The sequence below is a fragment of the Endozoicomonas sp. GU-1 genome, assembly GCF_027366395.1.
Taxonomy (GTDB): domain Bacteria; phylum Pseudomonadota; class Gammaproteobacteria; order Pseudomonadales; family Endozoicomonadaceae; genus Endozoicomonas.
Genome location: NZ_CP114771.1, coordinates 4,687,851 through 4,714,059, shown reverse-complemented (window position 1 = coordinate 4,714,059; position 26,209 = coordinate 4,687,851). Strand labels below are relative to the sequence as shown.

Below are 26,209 nucleotides of genomic sequence, written 5' to 3'. Positions count from 1 at the left end.
CGCCATCCGCATTATCCCCAGATGACTTAACAGGACTTTATCCTGATAATCGGCCCATGAATGATACTTTTATTGTCCCCTGCTGCAACGAGCCATTGTTGGAACTTTACCGCGATGAGTGCATTGTTGTGGTGAATAAACCGGCAGGTCTGCTCAGTGTTCCCGGCAAGCCACCCAATCATAACGACAGCGCACTGTCACGGCTGCAGACCATCAACCCGCAAACCCGTGTCGTCCATCGGCTGGATATGTCCACCTCTGGCCTGATGGTCTTCGGACTGGATGCCGACAGCCATCGTGCCTTAAACCGTCAGTTTCAGGACCGTACCGTTGCCAAGGAATATATTGCCGAAGTGTGGGGAAAACTTACGCAGCCGGAAGGAAAAATAGAACTGCCTCTGCGCTGTGACTGGCCAAACCGGCCAAGACAGATGGTTGACCATGAACTGGGCAAACCATCACTGACCCACTTTCAAGTGATTGACAATCAGAGACCGGCATTTGACCGGGTACTGCTTAAGCCGGTGACCGGTCGCTCCCATCAGTTAAGGGTTCACCTGGCTGAACTTGGGCACCCCATTCTGGGCTGTGAGTTTTATGCCCACCCGGCTGCCCGGCAGGCCAGTCAACGCCTGAACCTGCATGCCACAAGACTGGGCTTTACTCACCCTTTAACCGGGGAGCCAATGGTGTTTGTGTCGGAAGCGCCTTTCTCGGTCTAATCAATTTTACCGCTCCAATTGTGTAGGCGAACGAAATCATTGCTATACTGCTCCACGAGCATCAGCTCATTGTTTGAAGTGAAACCCGGTTAGGAGCGCCAGCTCCGTTCGAGCCGGGTTTTTTCTTGCCTGAAAAACATTCTACGAATTGTTGGTGGATATCGGCACTGACATAGATCGCAGCAAGCATCTTTCGACTCCGCTCAGGATGAACGGAGAGTGCGTATCAAATGTCGGAATTATTTAATTACTCAATTCCCTGACTGCGCAGGTAATCATCATAAGTACCGTGGAAGTCGACAATACCGGTATCCTTGATTTCGATGATCCGGGTGGCCAGCGATGAGACGAACTGACGGTCATGGGAGACAAAAATCAGGGTGCCTTTGTAGTTTTCCAACGCCAGGTTCAGTGACTCGATGGACTCCATATCCATGTGGTTGGTTGGCTCATCCATCAGCAGAATATTGGGGCGTTGCTGGCTCAGCTTGCCAAACAGCATACGACCCTGCTCGCCACCGGAAATAACCCGTACGGATTTTTTCAGGTCGCTCTGGGAGAACAGCATCCGGCCCAGCACGCCACGAATCACCTGTTCATCGTCGCCTTCATTCATCCACTGGCTCATCCAGTCGAAGAGGTTCATATCCATATCAAAGTCAGCACTGTGATTCTGGGCGTAGTAACCGATATTGGCATTTTCGGACCACTGGATAACACCGGTACGCGGTGCCATCTTACCTGCCAGGGTGTGCAGCAGGGTGGTTTTACCGACACCGTTCTGGCCAATGATGGCGATACGCTCACCCACTTCAACCATCAGGTTGACTTTGCTGAACAGATCTTCTTCATAGCCCTGGCTGAGCTTTTCCACCACCAGCGCATTACGGAACAGCTTCTTCTCCTGCTCAAAGCGGATAAACGGATTCTGGCGGCTGGACGGTTTGATTTCTGTCAGTTGAATCTTATCGATCTGTTTGGCCCTGGAAGTCGCCTGTCGTGCTTTGGACGCGTTGGCAGAGAAGCGGCTGACAAAGGACTGTAACTCGGCAATCTGGGCTTTCTTGCGGGCATTATCGGCCTGCAGGCGCTCCCGGGCCGCAGTGGCTGCGGTCATATACTCATCGTAATTACCGGGCATCAACTGCAGCTTGCCATAATCCAGGTCCGCCATGTGGGTACAGACACTGTTCAGGAAGTGACGGTCGTGGGAGATGATGATCATGGTGCAGTCACGCTGCTTGAGGATCTCTTCCAGCCAACGGATCGCATTGATATCCAGGTTGTTGGTGGGTTCGTCCAACAGCATGATTTCCGGGTCGGCAAACAGAACCTGAGCCAGCAGCACACGCAGCTTCCAGCCCGGGGCAACGGCACTCATCAGTCCGTAATGCTGGTCAATGGGAATATCCAGCCCCAGCAGCAGTTCGCCGGCACGGGCTTCGGCGGAATAACCATCCATCTCACCAAACTGAACTTCAAGGTCAGCAACCCGCATGCCTTCTTCTTCGGTCATTTCAGCTTTGGCGTAAATAGCATCCCGTTCGGCTTTTACTTTCCACAGCTCGGCATGACCCATAATTACCGTATCGATCACCGTGTAGTGTTCATAGGCAAACTGATCCTGACTCAGTTTTGCCATACGTTCATGGGGGTCTTTACTGACAGTGCCGGATGTTGGCTCCAGCTCTCCGCCCAGAATTTTCATGAACGTCGATTTACCACAACCGTTGGCACCAATGAGTCCGTAACGGTTACCTTCGCCAAACTTGACGGATATATCCTCAAACAGGGGCTTGTCACCGAACTGCATGGTGATGTTGGCTGTAGAAATCAAATTTATTGTCCTGCCTTGTCTATTGATAAAAAGCTTAATGAGAAAAAGTGCCGCAGACTACAGTGACTATTCCTTTGAGCCAATAGGTAGTTTACAAATTCTGCGGTTGTAATTTTCAGTAATACTCCGGGCCACAAACGAAAATGAATTCAAGCCTCCGGTATTGCCACAGGGAAATATCGGCCAGACCTTGGCGAATATCAAGCCAGTGATGCCACTGCACTGTATTTTTGCTGTTCTTGATAACTGCTGTTTCAGAGAAGCTTGTTAAAACACAGTTGATAAAAGTGTGACCCAGCCCACAAGGTTGACTCAGCAGCGTTAAATCACTGGAGCACCATCGTGTGTTTACTTAAACTCGCAAACATTCCTCTTATAAACTTTATAAAATAAGAAATGCTGTATTTATGGAATTAAGAAAAAAGCTGTTTGTTGTTTTGATGATGGCTACTTTGAGTGCCTGTAAGAGTGGTGAAACATCAACCAACGAGTCTCCTCCCAGTCCTGCCCCTGCCCCCGATCCTGTCGAACAGGCCCTGCAAGTTGCCTTTCAAACCGGTGATTCTACCGGAATTCCCTCTGCAGATGCACTAACCCAAAAAATAGATAACGTGATTGAAACAGGGCATGGTCAGTTCAACCCAACTATCTATCGCCTGTTCCAGCTTAATGAAGATGGTTCTGCCAATGCCAACAGCCTCACCAATGTTGACTGGGATGTCACCCACGACTCCGCCATTATTGCTCCGGAACTTGGCAAGTCCGCAACCTTTCTTCAGGCGAATGCTTCCGACAGAACTGAGTTTAACCCTTTAAACCCCGGTGGACTTGGTGTTTTGGGAGAAGACGAAAACCATCGTTTTATTGCTTTATCCTCCAACCCAATGCGGGTCTGGAGACGGAACTCTGGTGCCATAAATGATCAGGCTAACCAGTTAATGGTCAATGGCCTGGACTGGCTGGCAGGACAGCCGTTGAACAGCACCGAATCCATGAAAATTGTGATCGCCCAGATGGATGAGTCCTTTTACTTCCCGGATCAGTCCAGCACACGGCTCTGGCTGGATACCCTGATGCCGGAACGGGTCAGTTACAATGGCCGGGAAACCTGTAATGGCGCTGCTCTTTCTGGCTGTCTGGAGAACGCAGATGTGCTTATCGTCTCTTCTTTCGGTGAGCTGACGCAGGGATTAAAAGATGGCATCAGCAAAGCACGTAATCAAGGCATTGGTATTTTATACCTTCACTACTATCGTGAGGATAATGCCATTAGCCAATACCTGCTTCCGGCCATCAACGCTAACTTCGTTGCCAACAATTACTGGCGTTACCTGATTCTCAGGGGTTTCAACATCGTAGAATGGGGGAACCCTCTGCCCACAGACATTGCAGCAGTGAACCGTCTGCTCACGACGCTGAAAAACCGGGGCAATAATATTAACTTTGCCCAGTGCAATGGCAGCGACTGTTCTGACGCCGGGGGATTCAACATCGAATTTCTGGATGGTCTGCAAACCCTCCAGCGTCAGCTCCGACAACTGGATAGAAACAAGCAAGCCATTTTCACATCCGCCAATGATGATAAAGCAATCTGGCGCTGGCTGGTGCTTCTGGCTGATTATTATCGGGCAGAAACCGCATACCCCCTGGATAAGTTGAAAAACACCGAAGATTTTGTCCAAGCGGCATTTTCAGACTTCGGGGTTTATCAATACCGTTCAACCAGCGCCGTTCCTGCTGATTCAGGTAACTTTGGGCGTACTGATTTCAGCCATATAACCCCCATCAGCAAGACCATAAACATCACCAGTAAAGTGCCTTTCCGTTCAGCGGGCGTCTATGTCATGCCCGGCAAACCGGTCACTATTCAGCGCACAGATAATACAGAGGCTGTGGTGAATGTTTTTGTCAACTCCATCCGTGATGGAGCTACTCACTGGCTGGATAACGATGGCTATAAACGTCCCCGCTATCTGCGGGGACAGGAAATGATGATTGCGCCGGGAGAAACCATCACCTTCACCTCCCCAAATGGTGGCCCCCTGCAATTGCGATTTGACCGCAATGACCAGCAGATCAGCCTGAATATCAGCAATATTGGCCTGCACCCCTATTGGACAAAGCCTGAAGATAACGAGACGTTTGCAGAGGCGCTGGCGAAAGGGGATTTTGACTGGGCTGAACTGGTCACCGATGGTTTTGAAGTCCATTCGCGACTGGACCTGATGCGGCAATCCATGAGCAACTGGAATAATTCGGCCGCTGATCTGGCTGCAGCGACAGATCGTTACATGTCTAACCTGCCCCACATGCTGGCAGGCTTCCGCGGTGATCGAATTGATGAAGACCCCGAGATTATCCAGTTCGCAGAACAACAGGGGTACAGTATTGATCTCATTGATCAGGTTAAACATATGAATGCGGATCAGGCCACCTGTGGTTACGGATGTTCTGGCAATCCATACGACGCGTACTGGGCATTTGATCCACTGGGCCATGGTGACCTTCACGAGCTTGGCCATGGCCTGGAGAAAAAACGCTTTTTATTTGCAAGCTGGACTCCCGGTCATACTGCCACCAACTTTTACTCCTACTTCTCAAAGTCCCGCGCTTACCAGGAGACTGGAAAGGCACCTTCCTGTCAAAGCCTGCCCTTTAAAACGCTGTTTGACTGGTTGCAGGAGTCCCAGAACTCAGCAGATCCTTTAGCGTCGATACAGAACAAAGACTTCAAGAGCTGGAACCTGGGAGCCGCCATTTATCTGCAGATGATGATGGCAGCCCAGAGTCAGGGAGCCTTGACCGATGGCTGGATGCTGTTGCCAAGGCTTCATATCCTTGAACGGGAATTTTCCCGCGCGCTCAGTAGCCGCGATACCTGGAATGCCAAACGTACGTCGCTTGGGTTCAGTGAATATACCTGGGAAGAAGCCAACAGTATCTGGAGCCCATCGAGCGAACTGCACAATGATTGGCCATCCATTGCTCTGTCGATGGTCACTGGCCGCAACATGCTCAACTACCTTAATAAGTGGGGATTGACCAGCAGTGCCAAGGCTCAAAACCAGATAATGGCTCTGAACCTGCCGCCCATGGAAGCTATCTATTACAAGACGGACGGCAATCAGTTCTGTGAGCAGTTTGACAATCCCGGAATCATCATCGAAAAAGGCATGGTATGGGATGCAGCAGTAGCGCCTTAATCGGGTTACTCCATAATCAGGCTGCGCTCCCGGCAGGAAACCATCAGCAGCCGTTGCATATGCGCCAGAGACCATTAAACTCTCTGGCTTTTAGCCATACTGCCCATCCCGATGTCCATCTTACTTCGTTGCCCGGTCTGTTATGAAGCGCTCAGGTCAGAACAAAAAAGCGCTGTGTGTAAAAATAATCATCGGTTTGACCGGGCGCGTCAGGGCTATCTGAACCTGCTGCCCAGCAATAAGAAACGCAGTAAAAACCCCGGCGATGATCAGATGATGGTCGAAGCACGGACACGGTTTCTGAATCACGGTTACTATCAACCCGTCGTTGATGCCTTGATTGATAAACTCAAGTCGTTCGGTAATGAAGCATCGCAACGTATTCTTGATGCCGGTTGCGGTGAGGGCTACTACACCTCGGGAATCAAAGAGCAGCTTAAAGACAGCTCAGTCTGTGGATTTGATATTGCCAAACCCGCCATCCTGGCCGCCAGCAAACGAAACAAAGCGATAGAATGGCTGGTTGCCAGTGTCAGTGAACTGCCTCTGATGGACGAACAGTTTGATGCTGTGATCAGCATATTCTCCCGCAGTGACTGGCCTGAGTTTGTCAGAGTTCTGAAACCTGGCGGGCATATTGTTCTATTGACCCCCGGCCAGAACCACCTGATGGCTCTTCGCCGTGCCATTTATGATGAGGTACGTCCTTATCCGGAAGATAAACGCCTGCAGGATCTGCCGGAAGATCTTGCCCTGCTGGAAAGCCAGACCATCCATCACCTGATGATGCTGGAAAACACTCAGGCCATTATGGACCTGCTGGCCATGACCCCTCACTACTGGCATGTCAATGCCGGACAAAAACAGCAACTTGAGCAACTGGGTCAGCTGGAATGTGAACTGGAAATGCGCCTGTCGGTGGTACAAAAGCACCACCCATCAGCATAGGTAAAAATACTGTCTTACATCAATTTTACCAAACGTGACTGGTGGTATAACTGAGCCATGGCCATAGCCCGGGGGGGTTACCATGTTTCAGTTAGCTCAGATTATCACCGGCAAAAGTGAAAAAGACCTGTTCACTGTTCTGGCCCTCAAAGCCGATATTATCCTGGCGGTCACATTGACCATGGCCGTTTTACAACAGGCCATAACCGGCATGGCAACCAGCTGGATGCTGTTACTGGTTGGTTCACTGTTCTCCATTATTGTCCTTACAGGTCTTGATAAAGGAGCACGCAAGGCTTTGGCGGGCATTCCCAGCTATATTCCTTATGTATTTGGTATTTACCTGTTCTTTGTAGAGGGATTTGGTCGTTTAACTCAGCTGGTGACAAGCTTCAGTATCGTTAATGCGGCGCTGGTCATTCTATTCTTTGTGGCTGGTAATGTTGTCGCGACAGTCGGTTATAATGCCGTCGTCTATGCCAGGCGGCTGGAGCAGTCTCATTGATTCTATCGCCGGTTTCCGTCAATCGGGAACCGGTTTATGTCCGCTTCTGGCAACATGGTGATTGCCATGCCCAATATATTGCCCGATTGAAGAAACCAATCATCAATTTCTAACCAATATCGAAGACAACTGAACCAGAAGTAATATGAAAAAAGAAACAGTAACCACCTGGTTTCTGGAAATGACCTCGCAGGATGAGTGGCTCCATAAACCCGTCACTCATCCAGATTTTGTCATCCGGGAGTGTCAGGTAAAGCAGTTTCAATTCAACCGATTTCTCTACAGCTACATTGGCCAGCCGTGGGCATGGACTGACAAGCTGGTCTGGTCTGATGAACAATGGCATGACTACGCTGAAAACGACAATCTTCGCCTATGGGTCGGCTACTTTAAAGGCAGCCCGGCCGGTTACTTTGAACTGCAAAAAGCGGCCGGTGACATCCAGATTGCCTACTTTGGCCTGGCGCAGCCCTTCATTGGCAAAGGCCTGGGTGGTGCCCTGTTAAGTACTGCCATTCAGGAAGCCTGGAACTGGGGAGCTCAGCGGGTCTGGGTGCATACCTGTTCGCTGGATCACCCCTTTGCCCTGAACAACTATCAGGCCAGGGGGCTAAAAGTTTATAAAGAGGAGATTAAATAACAAATTTCACCAGCCAGTGGCTCAACAACGTGATAATTACAATACCCGCAAGGTTCAACACCATACCACTGCGTACCATGTGTCGAATTGGCAACATGCCTGACCCATAGACTATGGCATTGGGCGGTGTCGCCACAGGCAACATAAAGGCACAACTGGCAGCAATAGCGGCAGGGATGGCAAGAATAGCCGGGTCCATTCCCTGTGACATGGCCAGGGCTCCCAGAGGAGGAAGAAAGGCGGCCGTGGTTGCTGTATTACTGGTGACTTCGGTCAGAAAAATAATAATGGTGACAACCAAAGCGATGGCCATCAAAGGAGGCATATCCCCAAGGATGCTTAATGATCCGGCAATCCACTCTGCCAGCCCTGTTGTTCGAATCATTGATGCCAGGCTAAGACCACCACCAAACAATAACAACACATCCCAGGGAAGACGGTGCATCTCCTTCCAGCTCATCAGAAACTCAGGCTTGTTCCAGCGAACGGGCAGGATAAACAATAGAACGGTGGCCACCAGGGCAATCATGGTATCGGAAAGTGCCAGTGCTGGCATCATTGCCCCCAGCCAGGGCCGCAGGACCCAGGCAAAAGCCGTAAGAAGAAAGATCGCGGTGACTGCTTTTTCTGCACCGCTCATTGCACCGTTCTTTTTTTGCTGCGCCTTAATGGACTCTCTTACCCCATGGTTTTCTTCCCCACCCAGACGGTAGCCAAAATAGCCCAGCCAGATGCCGGTAATAGCCAGCAAAATGATCGATGCCGGCAGGCCAATGATCAGCCAGTGAACAAAACCAATCTGGATACCGTACTGCTCCTGAAGAAAAGCCACCAGTAATGCATTAGGCGGCGAACCGATCAGGGTCCCAAAACCACCGATTGAAGCCCCGTAAGCAATGGCCAGCAACAAAGCAACAGGAAAGCCATGACTCATCTTCCCCTGGTGACGAATCATGGCGATAACCGATAAACCGATGGGCATCATCATAATCGTGGTTGCCGTATTGGAAACCCACATACTGATCAGGGCTGTGGCAATGATAAAACCCAGCACCAGTCGCTTCTCCCCTGTGCCCGTAATCAACATGATTCTCAGGGCTATACGGCTGTGCAGGTTCCAGCGCTCCATGGCAAGGCCAAGCACAAAACCGCCCATAAACAGGAAGATTACCGGATGTGCATAGGGAGCAGCCGCTTTATCCATGGTGGCCAAGCCAAGCATTGGCGACAACAACAGGGGGAGCAGTGCGGTAATCGCCGTCGGAAGAATTTCCACCGACCAGAACACCGCCATCATCATGGCCAGGCCCGCACAGCGCCAGGCCATTTCATTCATCCCGGCCGGAGGGTCAACCAGTAATGTAAATAGCTGCAATGCAATGCCAATCAGAAGCCCTGTGAGCCAGAAGAGCGGCTTCCCTTCCGGAGTACTTTCCTGCTGTGCAGACTCTGGAAGCAATTCCGGAGAACCTGATTTCATGATTCGCTCCATTGCATTTGATAAAATTTATAGTCAATTCAACCGTCAATCAGTTGATAGCACCGCTCAGGCCCATCAAACAGCAAGGTTTCTGCTGAGCTGCTGTAATGATTCACCGTCATTAAGGGTAGACTCTGTTATAATCATTTACCTATTCTGTACCATGGCACACGCCAAGAGCCTGATTTGACTGCACCTATTCTTACCCCCACAGCGTCTACCCGCTTTACCAATCTCTCCCTGCCCGATGCCCTGCTGCAAAACCTCGACACTCTGGGATACCGGGAAATGACCCCCATTCAGCAGAACAGCCTGCCAGAAATTCTGGAAGGCCACGATGTCATTGCCAAAGCCAAAACCGGCAGTGGCAAAACGGCGGCCTTTGCCATTGGCCTGATTGTCCAATTGAAACAGCGGGATTTTGGTTGCCAGGCTCTGGTTCTCTGCCCGACCCGGGAACTGGCAACCCAGGTTGCCCAGGAAATCCGGCGTCTGGCGCGCTATCAGCAAAATATCAAGGTTGTTACTCTTTGTGGTGGCCAGCCTATTGGCCCACAGATCGGTTCACTGGAGCATGGTGCCCATGTGGTTGTCGGAACCCCCGGGAGAATCCAGGATCACTTGCGGAAAAAGACCTTATTGATCGATCGGGTCAATACGCTGGTGCTTGATGAAGCCGATCGCATGCTGGATATGGGTTTTATTGATGCCATTGAAAACATCATCGACCATTTACCAGAACAGCGACAGACTCTCCTCTTTTCGGCCACTTACCCAAGCGGTATCCGGGCATTAAGCGAACGTTTCCAGCATCAGCCGGTTACCGTTACCGTTGAGAGCACCCATAGCCATGAGCATATTGAGCAACGCTTCTATCACGCCGAAAACGCTGATAAACCCGCCATGCTGATCAAGCTGTTGCAACACTACCAGCCTGAGTCCAGCGTGATTTTCTGCAACACCCGGCAAATCTGCAAAGAGGTCGGCACTGAACTCTACAAAGCGGGCTACAAACCGGTAGTGCTGCATGGCGATATGGATCAGAAAGAGCGTGACCAGATGCTGGTACGATTCGCCAATCAGAGCGCCAACCTGTTGATTGCCACCGATGTCGCAGCCCGGGGATTGGATATAGAAAACCTTGCCGCAGTGATCAATTACGATCTGAGCCGGGACCCGGAAGTACATGTTCACCGGGTTGGCCGCACCGGGCGGGCGGGTAAAAAGGTCTGGCACTGAGCCTGCATACCCGGCAGGAGCAGTACAAGCTGGATAATATCAGCGATGACCTCAAGGCCCCCCTGGTCTTTGGTGACCCGAAAGCACTCTCCGGAAACCAACATCCAGCACCGGCCCCCATGGTTACCCTGGCCATTGATGGTGGCCGAAAGCATAAAGTCCGCCCCGGCGATATCCTCGGAGCGCTGACCGGCGATGCCGGGATTCCCGCAGACCAGGTCGGCAAAATCAATATTTTTGACTTTACCGCCTATGTGGCGGTCAAACGGGAAAATGCCCGATCTGCACTGAAAAAGCTGGAAGCAGGAAAGATTAAGGGCAGAAAATTCAAGGTTCGGCGTTTGTAGTCTTCATTAGCCAATCGTCTCCTGGTGCCCCCTCTGAAAGCCTGATTGGAACTAAATCAGGCTTCTCCTGTCCAAAAGAGGTATGACACTGATTATTTAATCCAGCACAAGGAGGTAATTGAAATGACTGCTCAGATTACACCACCCTCTCCTGCACAGGGCTTCGGCACTGGTCCGGAGTCAACCCGGTTCCAGCCCCACACTGCGTACAATCGACCTGCGTTTAATGGACCTGCGTTTAATGGACATGGTGCCAAATTACAACCACCATCCCAGTCGTATTTTGCTCAGCCGAAACGCAAACCTGTACCACCACCTTCGGCTCAACCTCCGCGCTTACCTGATAACGTAAAGAGTGTGAATCCTGACATTTCCGTCAATGGCTCCCCTGCCGCAACTCAACCTCCCAAGACTGAAGATCCCGGAAAAATGGCTGAAGCGTTGCAGGCGCTGGGCGATGAGGAACTGCTCAATCGGGGTAAAAACCAACTGGAACAAGCTGAAAAGGCCTATACCGCCTATGGCGAAATGAACATTGCCATTAAGGCTCGGGATACCCTTGAAATCTTTGCCGCATGCGCCAATGGTCTCAAAGGCCCTGGTAGTGTAGGCTGGTTTAAAAGTTCGAAAGAGATGATTACTGCCTTAAAGAATATTGAGCTACCCCCCGACGCGCCAAAGGATCTGACCGTTACCATCACCTTCCCACCGCCCAATCATCAAGCTATCTCCCTGATTCCGGTAGGTGCTGGTCTCGAACAAAAAGCGCCTATAGAGATCTACCGTTGTTACGTCTACGCGCTTGGTGCCATGAAAAATCAGGCCCGGGAACTTAATGCAGACCAGGGGCTTGCACAAGCTGAAGCAAGGCTGAATGATCTGCTGGAAACGCTGAAGGCTATCCAGAAAGAAATTAATAAAAGAAAGGAGAAGGGCAAGCTTCCTGTCAGAGCGGCCGATGTTCAGTTTGAAGCCCGATATTATTCCCATGTGGATAAGGGGATCACTATCAATCGACTGGCAAATGGCGAGGAATTCCCGTTCCATGATGCCGCCATCCAGGGCAAAGGCAAGGTTCCCACCCCAGCGCCACAACCCGAAGAAGCGCCGGCTCCAACGCCAGCCCCTGAAGAAGACTGAGCACATCATTCGATAATCTCCGTTCACCCTCGTTCCCCTGCTCTGCCCGGGAACGAGGCATGAAGGCAGCCCCATAAATAACTGTTATTTCATAGGCCATCATTTGTTAAACAGCGCACTATGGTGTTTGCTCAGTGTTTTCATAGCACTGTCATGCTTCCTGCTGTTGCCTGATTCAGCCGATTCACTGGCCTTGTTCAACAGGGCCAGACGAATCGCTCTCTCTGAGGCACCGTCTTTCAAACCAAGAAAAGCGAGCGCTTTTTTCTGCTGTGCAGTGGGTTTGGCCAGAAAACGTCCACCATCCTGAGCCTCGGTGGCAATGTATTTTCTGGCCGTCTTAGCAATATCTTTTGAAACTTTCAGATTACCTGCATTTTTTTGCAACTTGTCAAAGGCATTTTCAATAACACTGGCTTCGTTATAGGTACTCGAAACACCCAGCGTTTTCTTGTCCCTGGCCCTCTCCTCTTTTGGTATGGCGTCTGTTGATTTGGCATTCCTGGTGGTATTTATCTGACCAGCAACGACAGACTTCACACCACTCACATCAACAGGCTTGTTTACTACGCTCGGCGCTGGCCTCGGGGCAGGTGAAGAGGGAGCAGGAGAAGGTGTGGTACTTGCCGGGGCCGAAGCAGCCCGCAGGCTCTCTTTCCGACGCCTGGCGATCTCACCAATATTAGCCGTTGATTGACGGACGACCTCAGCCCTCTCCATCGGGGCTGACTCTTTCGCTACATCCGTGGCAAAGTCGGGCTCGGGACTGAGCGTTTGTGTTGTCCCCAGATCACCTTCATCGTCAGAGAAGTAATCAGAATCGCTTACCGAGTCCTGAGGTTCTGAGCTCTCAGCGGTAAATTCAGTTTCATCTGGAATACTGGCCTGAGCCACGTCACTATCATCTGATCGCTGCATCACGCTTTCTGACCGTTCAGAGTCATCAATATCAGTGACTTCATCAGGCTCAGTGAAACCTTCATCGACCAGTGTTTCCTCGGTCAACTCCGCTTCGGCCTGGGGCGACTCAGTATCAACATCTATCTGGTCATCGCCAACCGTGGTGGTATCACTGTCGATGTCACTCTCATCTGATCGCTGCATCACACTTTCTGACCGTTCAGAGTCATCAATATCAGTGACTTCATCAGGCTCACTGAAACCCTCATCGACCAGTGTTTTCTCAGTCAACTCCGCTTCGGCCTGGGGCGACTCAGTATCAACATCTATTTGGTCATCGCCAACCGTGATTGTATCACTGTCGATTGGCGCATTATCTCCAGACCTTTCACTTGCGCTGACATCTATCTGCTGATTGTCTTCTAATGCGGTGCTACCACCGGAGACTTCTGGCTGAGGATTTTCGTCTGGTGAGGTACCATCTTCAAAGACCTCTGGCTCAGGATTTTCGTTTAATGCGTTACTATCACCGGGGACCTCTGGCTCAGCAAACAACTTTTCGATGCCATCAAGCTCACTGTAATCTTCCTCCTGATTGTCGTCTAATGCGGAACTATCACCGGGGACCTCTGGCTCAGCAAACAACTCTTCGATGCCATCAAGCTCACTGTAATCCTCCTCAACTGATGTTTGCTCAGTCGATTTTGCTTTGGTCTCGATCGTTTGAGTATCATCCTCGTTCTCAATTGACTGAGTATTATCTTCATTCTCGATCGACTGAGTATCAGCTTCAGTCTCAATCGGCTGAGGATCAACTTCGTTCCTAATCGACCCAGCATCAACATCACTTTCAGCGACAACTCCATCAAGCCCACTGTCACCATCCTCGGCCGATGTTGCTTCTGTCAATTCCTCTTCTGTCTTGAGCGACTCGGCATCACTTTGCTCGACTTCACCGGCGGATAAACCACTGTCTAATGCTGCATTGTTGGCGGAGCTCTCTGGCTCAGCAAACAACTTTTCGATGCCATCAAGCTCACTGTAATCTTCCTCCTGATTGTCGTCTAATGCGGTACTATCACTGGAGACCTCTGGCTCAGCAAACAACTCTTCGATGCCATCAAGCTCACTGTAATCCTCCTCAACTGATGTTTTCTCAGTCGATTTTGCTTTGGTCTCGATCGTTTGAGTATCAGCTTCAGTCTCAATAGACTGAGTATTATCTTCATTCTCAATCGGCTGAGGATCAACTTCGCTCCTGATCGGCTCAGCATCAACATCACTTTCAGCGACTCCGCCAAGCCCACTGTCAACAACCCCGGCTGATGTTGTCTCTGTCGATTCCACTTCTGTCTTCATCGACTCGGCATCAACATCACTTTCAGCGACGCCACCAAGCCCACTGTCAACATCCCCGGCTGATGTTGTCTGTGTCCATTCCTCTTCTGCCTTGAGCGACTCGGTATCACTTTGATCGACTTCACCGGTGGCTAAACCACTGTCTAATACTGCTTGGTTGGCGGAGTCCGCTGGCTCAGCAAACAACCCGGCAACGCCATCAAGCTCATTGTAATCCTCACCGGTACCACCGGTTTGCTGAGTAGCATCGGGCTGTGCACTGGGGTCTGTTGCAGAATCTGTTTGCCCGGAAGAACCCTGCATGATGCCGGGCATCAGCGAAGTGTTCCCTATAACAGGATTATCAAACGTCACTGCTACTGCGATATCATCCAAGGGGGCTGTATCACCTCCGGTATCCGCAGAGTTGATGGCAATATCCTGATCAGCCGGGCTTGCATCAGTCAGACCCTGCGCTGTTGTTTCAGGCCTTACAGAGCTGTCATTGTCCGGCCCCGCCTCAGGCTCAGTTTGAGAAGGCTGGTCTGTTGTGGCTGTATGCACTGGCCCTGCCAGAGAACTCCCCATTGTCTGCTGTTGAGCTATCGGACCACCATCAATGTGCGTGGCACTGACAGAACCGTCCTCAACTCTGGCCCGCACATTGATGGTCAGCAGACATTGTCTGTTCTCAAGCCTGGCCAAGTCATTAATACCCGAGGACTCTTCCCCCGATTTGTTGATCGATATCAGAGACTTGCTGTTTCAGATTAGCGATTTCCCGGTCAGTACTGGCCTGATCAAATGATGCAAAGTTTTCCTTGTTATGGTTTTCAAGAACCTTTACGGCTTTATCCATCAGCTTGCCCAGGTTGGACTGATTTTCCAACTCTTCCCCGGGGGGGGATCAGGCTCAACTTTTCGCCACTTCCAAGCGTAATTTTGACCTTCAGGCCGGGCGGAAACTCTGTCTTTTGAAGTGCCTCAAGAGCCCCCATAGGGCTATCGCTCTGAGCCTTTTTCAATTCGGCTACTGACTTTTTCAAGCTACTCAGAGAGGCCGTTACCGCCTTTTTTTCACTACTTTTCTTAAGCAGTCCATCGGCCTGTTTGAGCAGCTGACCTTGCGTTTCCTTCAGTTCTGCCTGGTCAGGTTTATCCAGCTCACCCTTAATAGAGGGCAGCGATTGACCAGTAGCCTGTTGGATATTCCTGTCACTGAGCGCTTTATCATCGATAGCGTTCCCCGTATGGTCAAAACTGTCTACCGCCGATTGGCTCACTTGTGGTTGCACATCCTGCATGACTTCAGCCTGGTGAGTCGCAAATTTGCCAACAGTCGTTTGAGAGGATGGCAGTGGCACCGAAGCATGTTGGACCGAGCTCGGGTCAATGGCACCAGAAGGGATGCTGTAAAGTGGGTATCTCAGGAAATTGTGCATGATTCATAACTGGTCAGTGGTATTGCCATTGCTATCGGCAGCAGTTGGGAATTAGCAACATCTTCATAACCATATTGGCTAAGAGACTGTTGTAAAAGTTACTGACCATTAACTCAGGATAAAAAACTCAACGTCGTCTATAACTACAGTATCTGATTAGTTTAAGGAGGATAATTATGTATCAGCAATTCCCGATAAATTGATTACCATCAATGATATCAAGGGTTAGAGGGAAAGTAGCTATTCCTGCAATCGCAGACTTTTAGTATATTATTTGGCATATATACCATTTCTGTCGTGTTATTATGCCTCTATCAAAGAATAAAGCGCTTGCTGAAAAATTGATCTCGCTGGTCTCGAAAGAAGCGGCAAAGATTCCGGATTTTCGACCAAAAAACAACCATGCGAAAATCTCTCTGCATGATGCCGTCATGTGCGGTCTTGCTGTCATGCATCTGAAATATCCATCGTTGCTTAAGTTTGACCTGGACTGCCTGAATGATGCTGATAAGCTCCATAACCTGAAATCCCTTTATGGTGTTGAGCAAGTTCCCAGTGATTCGCGCCTTCGTGAACTGCTTGACCCCATTGAGACCCGCTATTTTCGGAAGTTTTTTACCATTTTGTAGATGCCTCAAAAAACGACTGTGAGCAAACAGCTCTCAAAAGACTTCTGGCGAACATTGCCAGAGAGCACCCGCACCTGAAACTGGTGCTCAACTTTGACGATTTATACTCCGATGGACCCACGATAAAGCTGGTTAAATCCTATAACTACAGCTTCATCATGGTTGCGAAGGACACCAGTCACCTATCACTTTATGAAGCAGTGGATGAGCTGGACATAGCGAACAAAGTTGTTCGCCATGGGTATACCGACGAAGATGGCTATCGACACTGGTTCCGGTTTGTCAATGGAGTTCCCATCAATAAGTCTCATAAAGAGATATTGGTCAACTACCTTGAGTACGTAGAAATCAGTCCCAAAGGAAAGAAATACACCAACACCTGGGCTACTGATATTTACATTACCCTTGAAAACGTGACCAAAGTCATGCGAGGAGCACGCGCCAAGTGGAAAATTGAGAACGAAACGTTTAACACACTGAAAACACAAGGGTACAACCTGGAACACAATTACGGGCACGGAGAGATGCATCTGGCGACAAACTTTGCCAGCTTGACATTTACCGCTTTTCTCATTGATCAGATAGAGCAGCTTGCCTGCCCTCTTTTCCAAAAAGCGTTGTCGGTATCGAAATCAAAAAAATCGCTCTGGCATGGGATAAGGGGGCTGTTTGACTGGTTTATTATCGACTCATGGACCGAACTGTTAACAGCAATAACTGTGGGTAAGAGTATCAGCCTGAAAACGCTTATGGTGGATACAACTTAGCCTCTCAATATTCTTGTGTTTTCAGTGTTCGGTGTGTCTACAAAGTAATCAGGAACTCTGTTTTCATACGGAGTGGGGTATTTCATCCGTAAATATTATGCTTGGATAATACAATGTTATACGACTTAAGGCGTATGGTTGTCGGGAATTGCTGGCAAAACGGAGCCTCCCAACCGTGACTGCCGGGAAGGTGCTAATATGGAGTTGCAGGTATTGGTTAAAAAAGAAGCACAGGCTAACAAATCGGCTGGTGTTTATACCGATACCGTCACAATAGGGGTAGGAGCTACATAAGCACGCCCTTTAAGCTTACGATTTTATTTACCAGTGCAGAGGCTTGGGCATTGCTGGTGATTTTGTAAACAACACTTGTTATTATCCGTTTCAGCATAGTTAAATCATTTTTTTGAAGTCCTATTATCTGCAGGAAGCAGATTACTCAAGCGTTCATGGAGAGAACACCATGTTACGTGTTGTTGAAAGGCTTGTTGGCAAGAAACAATATGTATGTCTGCTCATAATGCTTTCCTACTCCTCCGGTTCGAACGCCTGGTTCAACTTTGTTGATCCGAGCCCGGACCCTATTCAATTGGACTGGGCGGATCAGGATATTACGGTAGAAATCCCATTCTTACTGCAGTCCTGCTTTGGGACAGGGCCTTTTACCTGCACAATTGCCAGAACTGTACAAACTTATTACCTTCAGGCTTCTGATTTCAATCTGACCTACGATAACAGCAATGGTACTGACAATACTCCCCGCACCATTGCTGAAGCAATTTTCAAACAAGCAAACAACACAGACAACCTGGTCAACGGCCAGCGTTACGGTCGGTTCAACCCGGGGGATTATAATTCGGTACCTGCCACCGTGACGTTCAAGGTACTCAACAACCAACTCTATGACGCCCTGCCCGGCACCTACTCGGCAAACGTAGTCCTTAATGGCCTTGAATCAGATGGATTCATTCAGGATGACGATCAGACACAATTCAAGTTTGATATTGTTATCCCAAAACGTGTGAAAATCAGTGGCCTCAGAAATATTGAGTTGAAAACTACCGGTTACAATGCAGTGAACAGTGGATGGTATTCCTTCTGCATTTTCTCCCAGGGCGGGACTGCTTTTAACCTGAAGGCCCAGGGTGCCAACGATAGCAACAACTTTGTGTTAAAACAGGGTTCAGAATTGATCGACTATGAACTGTGGATAAAATCGGCAGGCAGCACAGAATCGCAGATAATACCTATGACCAACTATCAGAACTGGTCCGGTTCGATTGATAAGGACTGTAAGAGTAACAGCAAAAATAATATGGAACTGGAAGTTCGCATTCAGTCCGACAGTTTAACAAATACTTCAGCCGGTGTTTACAAGGATACGGTCACCATCATTGTCGAAGCGGTGTGAACCCCACTTGCATATTTTCTGTCCTGGGAGCCTTGACACTCCTGACAAGCGATGAGGATGAAAATAATGACCGTCGAACGGTACGAATGCCGGCTGCCCCGATTAGAAGAAGAAGTGCGGGAGCTGCGTGGCAACCAGGTGGACACCAGCAAGGGAGTGAATACGCTGGCCAGCTATATGAAAAAACATCAGGACTCACATCAGATATGTTTGAGGTGACGTCGGATATCGCTGAAATCAAAACGTTGCTCAAAGAAAAACTGGTATAAATTTGTTTCCGGGTCCTTGGCAATCCTTTTCCCGGGATTAAGGCAGGATGCCAGAGAGTTCTGTTAAGGAACTCTCGAATCATCCCACCGGGAGTTTCAACAAACGACAGCTCTCCTGTATTTACAGAGAAAACTTCTGAGTCTCCTCAAACTCACCATCGAACAGGCCATACTGAATAAACCCTTTGCCTTTGGCTGCACCCTCAGGCAGAGGCATTTCCCAACTTTCACCAGCATAAATACGAGTACCGTCGCTCAGGTCAGTACAGCTCTCTTGTGTATTACTGGTGCAGTATTTTCCATTACGCAGCACCACGTTGATATTGCCGCTATTGGTAAACGTCATTTTGCCATTATCTAATTTGCCGTCCACTTTATACTCTGGGTTCTGAGGGAGGACAAAGACCAGGGCCTGATAGGCTACCAGCAGTTTGATGGCGGTTTGTTTGGCTTCCAGGTCACCAACCACAGGACGGAAGGTTACCCGATAGACCAGCTCTTTATCTTTGGGGGTTTCCAGACTCACCAACCTTACGGTTTTACGGCCATTGGGCGGAATAATGGCTTTTCCCGGTGTGGCCAGCAGTTTGATGTCATTGGGGTCTGTTACCCGAATACGTTCTTCCTGCTCCGTACCGGGATTGATGACGTTGTACACTTCGGTTTGCAGGTAGAGATTTTCTTTATCCGGATTAGAGACCACCACATCCTGCCGTGGCAGCTGGTCTGGCTTGAAGTAGACGATCATACGATCAAGAGACATGGTTGCCAGCACTTGTGAGCTGGCGATAAGAGTGACCAGCAGGCAGGCTCCACGGACAAGGCGTTTCATGAACATATAATGGCAATTCCGGTTTGTCCCGGGCCAAACTTCGCTGCAAAGGCCAGGAAAGTTTGAGACGACAGGGGATGAACAATATTCCCCTATTCTATTGCCACGAAAAATAATCTCAAATGGGTTTTACTGCCAATTTTACCTGAAACTTATCCTTACTCGGCTTGAATCAATAACGTCGCAGGCTGTTTTGAGCCCTGAAAACCGGCTACCGGCTGGGCAGTCAATTGTCGGCTGCTGTTACGGCAGTCGTTTTCAACACCAAACATGGCGGAGGGCTGCCCGGTAATCCGGGTTTCTCCCGCTGGCTCAGAGACTCTTAAGTCAACACCATCGGCACCGCTGGAGGCCAGGCTGAATTGGGATAAGCCACGCCCTGAGACACAGAGGGAAACCGGGCGATCAAAACTCAGCGTGCTGGTTGGGATAATAACCGGATTACCGTCTTCATCCGTTGTACTCTCATCCACAATGGCAACCTGAGACTGCAAGGACGGGTAAACAATCAGTGTGATAGAAAATGAACCGGTGGAAGTGTTACCCGGTTTGCCCTGGGTGGCTGCTTTGACATTTGCCAACAAAGTGGCGGCAAATATACCGAATAGGAAAAGTGCGCCAATTCCCTGGCGCAAAGATAGGGTCCGTTCCATGATGCTACTGCCTTACTGCTACATCCTGTTTTCAGTATAGGCAGTGTGAAATACGAAATATTGACCTTACGTCTTGTCAAAATTCCTTATATCAGGAGTAAGTTTTTTAACCATGGAAACAGAAATACGATATATAAACTTTTTGTCTTCGTGTCGTTTATATCCTATGGGATTGCGGTGCTTAACCAACCAGCTCTTCTTCTACAGGCGTTGAGGGTTCTTCCAGAGGCCCGGAGGGCTCCAGGTTCAGCTCCTTGATCTTCCGGGTAAGCGTATTCCGACCCCATCCCAGTAATTCTGCCGCATCTTTTTTACGGCCTCCGGTATGGGCCAGTGCTGATTCAATAACAATGGTTTCAAAGGCGGGCACCGCCTGATCAAGGATGCCGACCTGCCCCGCTGCCAGTTCACGATCACACCATTGGCGGAACAGTTGCTGCCAGCTGCCATAGCCGGTTACCGAACCCAGGTCACTGTCTCCCTTATTCATCAACTCTGGGGGCAGGTCAGAGAGCAGCACTTCACGGCCAGAGGCCATCACAGTTAACCAGCGACAGGTGTTTTCCAACTGCCGGACGTTACCGGGCCAGTCCAGAGTGCTGATGTAACCGGCCGTTTCCGGGTGCAGGATTTTCGCTTCCACTTCAAGCTCTTTGCCTGCCTTGTCCAGAAAGAAACGCGCCAGTCGTGGAATATCTTCACGACGATCCTTAAGCTTGGGCAGATGTACCCGGATAACATTCAGTCGGTGAAAAAGGTCCTCACGGAACTTGCCTTCTGCCACCAGTTTTTCAAGGTTCTGATGGGTCGCTGCAATAATTCGCACATCGGCTTTAACCGGCGTGTGCCCACCCACACGGTAAAATTCGCCATCGGCCAACACCCGCAGTAAGCGGGTCTGGGTATCGGCGGGCATATCGCCAATTTCATCCAGAAACAGGGTACCACCACCGGCCTGTTCAAAACGACCACGACGCATGCCTCCGGCACCGGTAAATGCACCTTTTTCGTGACCAAAGAGTTCAGACTCAATCAGGTCCCGGGGAATCGCTGCCATATTCAAGGCAATAAAAGATCGGTCCGCCCGGGGGCTGTGGCGATGCAGTGCCCTGGCCACCAGCTCTTTACCGGTGCCGGATTCACCATTAATCAATACGGTGATGTTGGAGTGCGACAGGCGGCCAATGGCACGAAACACTTCCTGCATGGCAGGGGCTTCACCGATGATCTCCGTAGACTCCTCCTGTTGCAGGGAGGCCTCCGGAACCTCTGCCTCAGCCAGTTGTTGCTGGCGATGTTCCTGACCGCGCTTGACCAGCGCTACCGCTTCATCAATATCAAAAGGCTTCGGCAGGTACTCAAATGCTCCGCTCTGGTAGGAAGACACGGCGCTGTCCAGATCCGAGTGCGCCGTCATGATAATAACGGGAATATCCGGCTTCCGTTCATGAACCGCCTTCATCAGTTGCAAACCATTCATGCCCGGCATCCGGACATCACTGATCAGGGCCTCCGGTTCACTGTGTTCCAGCGCTGCCAGCACTTTTTCTGGCGCATCAAAGGATTGTGTTTCGATACCGGCTGAATTCAGGGCACGCTCCAGAACCCAGCGTATGGCCTGGTCGTCATCCACGATCCAGACTTTGGAACTCAAACTCATACCTCACTCCTGTGTCATATCCAGCGAAAGCGGTTCTCTGGTGATGGGTAAGAACACGTTAAAAATGGTTTCACCCGGCTTACTCTCACACTCAATCAATCCCTGATGCAGGCTGATGATGGACTGTGCCATGGGTAACCCCAGGCCCGTTCCATCGGCACGGCCGCTGATCATGGGGTAGAAAATATTGTCGATCAGATCAGGTGGAATTCCCGGCCCGTTATCAATAATGGACAAGTGACAAACCAGCCGCCGTCGCTGGGTGCCGATGGTAAATTGTCTGGCAATACGGGTTCTCAGGGTGATCAGGCCTTCAGATCGCGGCATGGCCTGATCAATGGCCTGCATGGCATTGCGCACCAGGTTCAGAATGGCCTGTATCATTCGTTCAAAGTCACCCGGTATATCGGGAATACTTGGGTCGTAGTCTCGTTTGAGCCTGAGTTCTCCACCTGTTTCGGCATTGATTAACTGCATCACCCTTTCCAGTACTTCATGAATGTTCAGGTCTTCCATCTTTGGTGGCTGAAGCGGCCCCAGCATCTGGTCGACCAGGTCACGGAGCCGATCCGCTTCCTGGATAATAATCCCGGTAAATTCTTTCAGCCCCTGGTCATCCAGTTCCCTGGCCAGAAGCTGAGCTGCGCCACGAATGCCACCCAGTGGATTTTTTACTTCATGGGCCAGCCCCCGAACCAGAATTCTGGAGGTTTCCTGCTTGGCGATCAGTGACTCTTCCCGGGTAATTTTCTGAACCCGGTCACGGGGATTAATTTCCAGAAGCAGCCTTGCTTCCCCGCAGGTGATGGGTGAAATGCTGTAATCCACATTGATCATCTCCCCATTGATGGGGAAGTCGGTTTCCCGACGGGTAAACTTCTGATATTGAGACAGACTGCGATCCAGATCAGCCTTGAAGTTTTCGTCAGGAATCACCGTGGTTACCGGCTGGTTCAGGATCCTTTTCAAACTGGTATCCAGCAGGGTTTCTGCCGCCGGATTCAGGGTAATCACCCGGAACTCCCGGTCGAGCACCATCACCACGGTATTCAGGTTATCCAGAATGATGTTTTGCATAGTTCCTGTTTCAGGGATTATCTCTGCTAAAGAGCCAGGTAAAAGCTGCTTCATGGTCAGGTATTGTTATTACTTTTATCGTGTATTTCAGGCTCTGTTGACCTGAATCTGATGCGAAACGGTATTGGCTATCGTTAATGCAAAAACCAAACCACCCTTGATGGCAAGCCAGACTTTTTACCGTGAAACTTCCAACCTGCCTTATATTTCATCTATTCGGGCCATATCAGTGCGTACCATCGAAAAGATGCTCAAACGTTAATTCCAACTTGCCAGCTGTAATTGCACCATAATAGTGCATTCATATAATCAGAGCACTAGGTTTATGGAGATTAAACTAGCGAAACTATGGGCTGGTCTGAAAGCATGGGGAAAGCCTATAGCTCACTTCCCCCTTTTTGGTGCAGCCGTCAGGAGGCAGGAGGATTTATAGATACTGCGGGCGTGAATAAGATTCGATGCACATGGATCGTATTGCTGGACGACTGAATGACTTGGGCCTGATTATCAATGATCTCCACGGCAAGGTTGTGGGTACCACGATCCACATTCTCAAGTTCAAAGGTTAAATTTCGCCTGGGGCCCGCCACCACCTTGCCATCAAGCAGCAGGCGAACTTTGTGACCATCAATGATTTTTGGTGCTGTGACAATTTTTACCGTGAAATTTCCCTGGTTACGCACCGTGGCATTATTGGCTGGCTCTATAATTTGCAGTCTGCCGTAGGGCTTCTTACTCACTTTTTGAGCAGGTTTTGGTAATTCAGGCTTATTCTCCGGTGCTGGAGACATTGGCGTAATCGGGCGTAACTTGACTTCCTCACTGGGCTGATCCGCAGGTCGGGAGTCAGTAAAGATCACATTTCCGTCCTGATCCACTGTTTTATAAATCGTGCCAAACGCAAAGTTCACTGATACCAGGGGCAGAATCACCGCCAGAAAAGACCAAACCATTGCCTTTTTTATATTCATGCGCCTCTTGCCTTAGTGAAGTCATATCCGGCTTATATCGTGTTGAGCACTGGTTAGCTTAATAGTTACCAAGACTTTTTAACAGGTAGTAATACCAACTCCACCTTCTAAATATGAACTGCGCAGCCATTTTGAACCGCTGGATCTTCGTTGGAATTCCTCGCAATAGCCCTGCTATTACTCGTCATTCCGCCTTGCCCAGCGGTCCAAAATGACTTGCTCGTTATCATATTTAGAAAGTGGAATTGGTATAACGGGGAAAACGCATGTTGGTTATTGCTTCCCGGTAATGGCCCCTGTGTACGTCTGCCGCCTACATCCATTCAGTCGTGCATTTACAGGGTTCACCAGAAAGAGAAAAGCCAGAACTTTCGCTCTGGCTTGAGGTTAAACGACAGCTTATCCGGTCTGCAAAAACGGTTTAGACCGAATAATACAGATCAAACTCTACCGGGTGAGTTGTCTGGCTGACGGCAAGACACTCTTCCTTCTTGAGTTCAATGTAACCATCGATCATGTCGTCTGTGAATACGCCACCGGCCGTCAGGAACTCACGGTCAGCGTCCAGGGCAGCCAGGGATTCTTCAAAGCTGGCAGAAACCGTTGGGATCTCGGCTGCTTCTTCTGGTGGCAGATCGTACAGATCCTTGTCAGCCGCATCGCCAGGATGGATCTTGTTCTTGATCCCGTCCAGACCGGCCATCATCAGGGCCGCAAAGGCCAGGTATGGGTTGGCAGTGGGGTCGGGGAAACGTACTTCAATACGACGTGCCTTAGGGCTGTTCACGTAGGGAATACGGATAGAAGCAGAGCGGTTACGGGCTGAGTAAGCCAGCATAACCGGAGCCTCAAAGCCCGGGATCAGACGCTTGTAGGAGTTGGTAGAAGCGTTGGCAAAGGCGTTGATGGCCTTGGCATGCTTGATTACACCACCGATGTAGTACAGGGCTTCTTCAGACAGGCCTGCATAGCCATCACCAGCAAACAGGTTCTCACCGTTCTTGGACAGAGACATGTGAACGTGCATACCGGAGCCGTTGTCGCCTACCAGTGGCTTCGGCATAAAGGTAGCGGTCTTGCCATAGGCATGAGCAACGTTATGCACTGCGTACTTCAGAATCTGAACTTCGTCAGCTTTCTTAACCAGGGTGTTGAACTTGACACCGATTTCACACTGACCGGCAGTACCTACTTCGTGGTGATGAACTTCAACGTCCAGGCCCTGAGCTTCCATGGCATCACACATGGCGGCACGCAGATCGTGCAGGGAGTCAACCGGTGGTACCGGGAAATAACCGCCCTTCACTTTTGGACGGTGTCCGATGTTGCCGCCTTCAAATTTGGCGTTGGAAGACCATGCCGCTTCTTCTGAGTTTACTTCGTAAGAAGCACCGGAAATATCAACGCTCCACTTAACGTCGTCAAACACAAAGAACTCTGGCTCAGGACCAAAGAACGCAGTGTCGGCAATGCCGGTAGACTTCAGGTACTCTTCGGCACGCTTGGCAACAGAGCGTGGGTCACGCTCATAACCCTGCATGGTGGATGGCTCCACGATGTCACAGCGCAGGTTGAGGGTGGTGGCTTCAGTGAATGGATCGATGACAGCTGTGCTGTCATCTGGCATCAGAATCATGTCGGATTCGTTAATGCCCTTCCAGCCAGCAATAGAGGAACCGTCGAACATTTTGCCGACTTCGAAGAATTCGTCGTCTATTTCACCAATGGGAATCGATACGTGCTGCTCTTTACCCTTGGTATCGGTGAAACGCAGATCAACCCACTTAACGTCATGTTCCTTAATCAGGCCAAGAGTCTTCGACATTTATTATTTCCCCTCTGGAGGACAAAAAAACCGGACAAACACCGCACTGGCAACCAGATCAGGCGGTTTACTGATCAATCTCTTTGCTGTCTCATCAACAAGCAGCCAGGAGATTCGCTTGCTGGACCATTAGCAATAGCCATGCCACATTTTACAACTTGATCAGATGGGATGGACAAAAACAGGGCTTTTCAGTGAAACATCTGAAAAAAGGCAAGCATTGAGCAAAAAGAGAGCGGGAAACAGCCAGATACCAGACCGGTTCACACAGTTTTTGCTTGCCTTATCCTCTTCAGGCTACTCAAAGTACACACGTTCACGGCTCTCACGCACCTGCACAATGCAAGGCACCTCGAGCTCCGGAAAAGCCCGCC

23 protein-coding genes are annotated in these 26,209 nt (G+C 49.9%); 12 read left to right on the top strand and 11 right to left on the bottom strand.

Annotation, left to right across the window (positions count from 1 at the left end):
• Positions 1-56 precede the first annotated feature (56 nt).
• Positions 57-722 (top strand): pseudouridine synthase, encoded by a 666-nt coding sequence (locus O3276_RS19495; protein ID WP_269672810.1) that lies wholly within the window; start codon positions 57-59, stop codon positions 720-722.
• Positions 723-969: 247 nt separating this feature from the next.
• Here O3276_RS19495 and O3276_RS19490 read toward each other — a convergent pair whose 3' ends face one another.
• Complete coding sequence (locus O3276_RS19490; RefSeq protein WP_269672809.1) at positions 970-2,559, bottom strand: ABC-F family ATPase; 1,590 nt, start codon at positions 2,557-2,559, stop codon at positions 970-972.
• A gap of 407 nt (positions 2,560-2,966) precedes the next feature.
• Between O3276_RS19490 and O3276_RS19485 the strand changes: the two genes are divergently transcribed.
• The 4 genes from O3276_RS19485 (at position 2,967) to O3276_RS19470 (ending at position 7,855) form a co-directional block, all read left to right on the top strand.
• Positions 2,967-5,762: an ImpA family metalloprotease gene (locus tag O3276_RS19485; protein WP_269672808.1), complete on the top strand. Its 2,796-nt coding sequence runs from the start codon at positions 2,967-2,969 to the stop codon at positions 5,760-5,762.
• Between the two features lie 111 nt (positions 5,763-5,873).
• Complete coding sequence (locus O3276_RS19480; RefSeq protein ID WP_269672807.1) at positions 5,874-6,710, top strand: putative RNA methyltransferase; 837 nt, start codon at positions 5,874-5,876, stop codon at positions 6,708-6,710.
• Between the two features lie 82 nt (positions 6,711-6,792).
• The gene (locus tag O3276_RS19475) at positions 6,793-7,215 is read left to right on the top strand and encodes a hypothetical protein (protein WP_269672806.1); all 423 of its coding nucleotides are present in this window, start codon (positions 6,793-6,795) and stop codon (positions 7,213-7,215) included.
• Between the two features lie 145 nt (positions 7,216-7,360).
• Positions 7,361-7,855: a GNAT family N-acetyltransferase gene (locus O3276_RS19470; protein ID WP_269672805.1), complete on the top strand. Its 495-nt coding sequence runs from the start codon at positions 7,361-7,363 to the stop codon at positions 7,853-7,855.
• Here O3276_RS19470 and O3276_RS19465 read toward each other — a convergent pair.
• Positions 7,848-9,335, bottom strand: coding sequence for an SLC13 family permease (locus tag O3276_RS19465; RefSeq protein WP_269672804.1), 1,488 nt, complete (start codon positions 9,333-9,335; stop codon positions 7,848-7,850). The two genes, O3276_RS19470 and O3276_RS19465, sit on opposite strands and share 8 nt — an antisense overlap.
• A 186-nt stretch (positions 9,336-9,521) precedes the next feature.
• On the opposite strand from O3276_RS19465, the gene dbpA reads away from it, so the two are divergent.
• From dbpA to O3276_RS19455, 3 genes are all read left to right on the top strand, one after another.
• Positions 9,522-10,574 (top strand): ATP-dependent RNA helicase DbpA, encoded by a 1,053-nt coding sequence (gene dbpA / locus O3276_RS19460; protein WP_442876538.1) that lies wholly within the window; start codon positions 9,522-9,524, stop codon positions 10,572-10,574.
• A gap of 119 nt (positions 10,575-10,693) precedes the next feature.
• A complete protein-coding gene (locus O3276_RS25895; protein WP_442876537.1) occupies positions 10,694-10,921 on the top strand; it encodes a DbpA RNA binding domain-containing protein in 228 nt (75 codons plus the stop codon).
• A gap of 123 nt (positions 10,922-11,044) precedes the next feature.
• Positions 11,045-12,061: a hypothetical protein gene (locus O3276_RS19455; RefSeq protein WP_269672803.1), complete on the top strand. Its 1,017-nt coding sequence runs from the start codon at positions 11,045-11,047 to the stop codon at positions 12,059-12,061.
• Between the two features lie 99 nt (positions 12,062-12,160).
• Here the strand turns inward: O3276_RS19455 and O3276_RS19450 are convergent, their stop codons facing one another.
• Genes O3276_RS19450 through O3276_RS19440 form a run of 3 tightly spaced genes read right to left on the bottom strand, consistent with a single transcriptional unit; the run spans position 12,161 to position 15,663 of the window.
• Positions 12,161-15,004, bottom strand: coding sequence for a midas domain-containing protein (locus O3276_RS19450; RefSeq protein WP_269672802.1), 2,844 nt, complete (start codon positions 15,002-15,004; stop codon positions 12,161-12,163).
• Positions 15,005-15,008: 4 nt separating this feature from the next.
• Positions 15,009-15,158, bottom strand: coding sequence for a hypothetical protein (locus tag O3276_RS19445; protein ID WP_269672801.1), 150 nt, complete (start codon positions 15,156-15,158; stop codon positions 15,009-15,011).
• Positions 15,151-15,663, bottom strand: coding sequence for a hypothetical protein (locus tag O3276_RS19440; protein WP_269672800.1), 513 nt, complete (start codon positions 15,661-15,663; stop codon positions 15,151-15,153). The genes O3276_RS19445 and O3276_RS19440 overlap by 8 nt, the downstream gene beginning before the upstream one ends.
• A gap of 383 nt (positions 15,664-16,046) precedes the next feature.
• Here O3276_RS19440 and O3276_RS19435 point away from each other — a divergent pair, with 383 nt between their 5' ends.
• From O3276_RS19435 to O3276_RS19420, 4 genes are all read left to right on the top strand, one after another.
• Positions 16,047-16,370 carry a hypothetical protein gene (locus O3276_RS19435; RefSeq protein ID WP_269672799.1) on the top strand — a complete coding sequence of 108 codons (324 nt, stop codon included), beginning with the start codon at positions 16,047-16,049 and terminating at the stop codon, positions 16,368-16,370.
• A gap of 158 nt (positions 16,371-16,528) precedes the next feature.
• A complete protein-coding gene (locus O3276_RS19430) occupies positions 16,529-17,137 on the top strand; it encodes a hypothetical protein (RefSeq protein ID WP_269672798.1) in 609 nt (202 codons plus the stop codon).
• Between the two features lie 463 nt (positions 17,138-17,600).
• Positions 17,601-18,548, top strand: coding sequence for a hypothetical protein (locus tag O3276_RS19425; protein WP_269672797.1), 948 nt, complete (start codon positions 17,601-17,603; stop codon positions 18,546-18,548).
• 66 nt (positions 18,549-18,614) lie between these two features.
• On the top strand, positions 18,615-18,767 hold the full coding sequence (locus tag O3276_RS19420; protein WP_269672796.1) for a hypothetical protein: 153 nt from the start codon (positions 18,615-18,617) through the stop codon (positions 18,765-18,767).
• A gap of 171 nt (positions 18,768-18,938) precedes the next feature.
• On the opposite strand, the gene O3276_RS19415 is transcribed toward O3276_RS19420, so the two are convergent.
• The 6 genes from O3276_RS19415 to glnA all read right to left on the bottom strand — a co-directional run bounded on the left by O3276_RS19415 (position 18,939) and on the right by glnA (position 25,835).
• On the bottom strand, positions 18,939-19,655 hold the full coding sequence (locus O3276_RS19415) for a fimbrial biogenesis chaperone (protein WP_269672795.1): 717 nt from the start codon (positions 19,653-19,655) through the stop codon (positions 18,939-18,941).
• Between the two features lie 152 nt (positions 19,656-19,807).
• The gene (locus O3276_RS19410; protein ID WP_269672794.1) at positions 19,808-20,302 is read right to left on the bottom strand and encodes a hypothetical protein; all 495 of its coding nucleotides are present in this window, start codon (positions 20,300-20,302) and stop codon (positions 19,808-19,810) included.
• A gap of 181 nt (positions 20,303-20,483) precedes the next feature.
• Positions 20,484-21,962 carry a nitrogen regulation protein NR(I) gene (glnG, locus tag O3276_RS19405; RefSeq protein WP_269672793.1) on the bottom strand — a complete coding sequence of 493 codons (1,479 nt, stop codon included), beginning with the start codon at positions 21,960-21,962 and terminating at the stop codon, positions 20,484-20,486.
• A 3-nt stretch (positions 21,963-21,965) separates the two neighbouring features.
• Positions 21,966-23,039, bottom strand: coding sequence for a nitrogen regulation protein NR(II) (gene glnL / locus O3276_RS19400; RefSeq protein ID WP_269672792.1), 1,074 nt, complete (start codon positions 23,037-23,039; stop codon positions 21,966-21,968).
• A 410-nt stretch (positions 23,040-23,449) separates the two neighbouring features.
• Positions 23,450-24,010 carry a DUF4124 domain-containing protein gene (locus tag O3276_RS19395; RefSeq protein WP_269672791.1) on the bottom strand — a complete coding sequence of 187 codons (561 nt, stop codon included), beginning with the start codon at positions 24,008-24,010 and terminating at the stop codon, positions 23,450-23,452.
• 421 nt (positions 24,011-24,431) lie between these two features.
• Positions 24,432-25,835 (bottom strand): glutamate--ammonia ligase, encoded by a 1,404-nt coding sequence (gene glnA / locus O3276_RS19390; RefSeq protein ID WP_269672790.1) that lies wholly within the window; start codon positions 25,833-25,835, stop codon positions 24,432-24,434.
• Positions 25,836-26,209 lie beyond the last annotated feature (374 nt).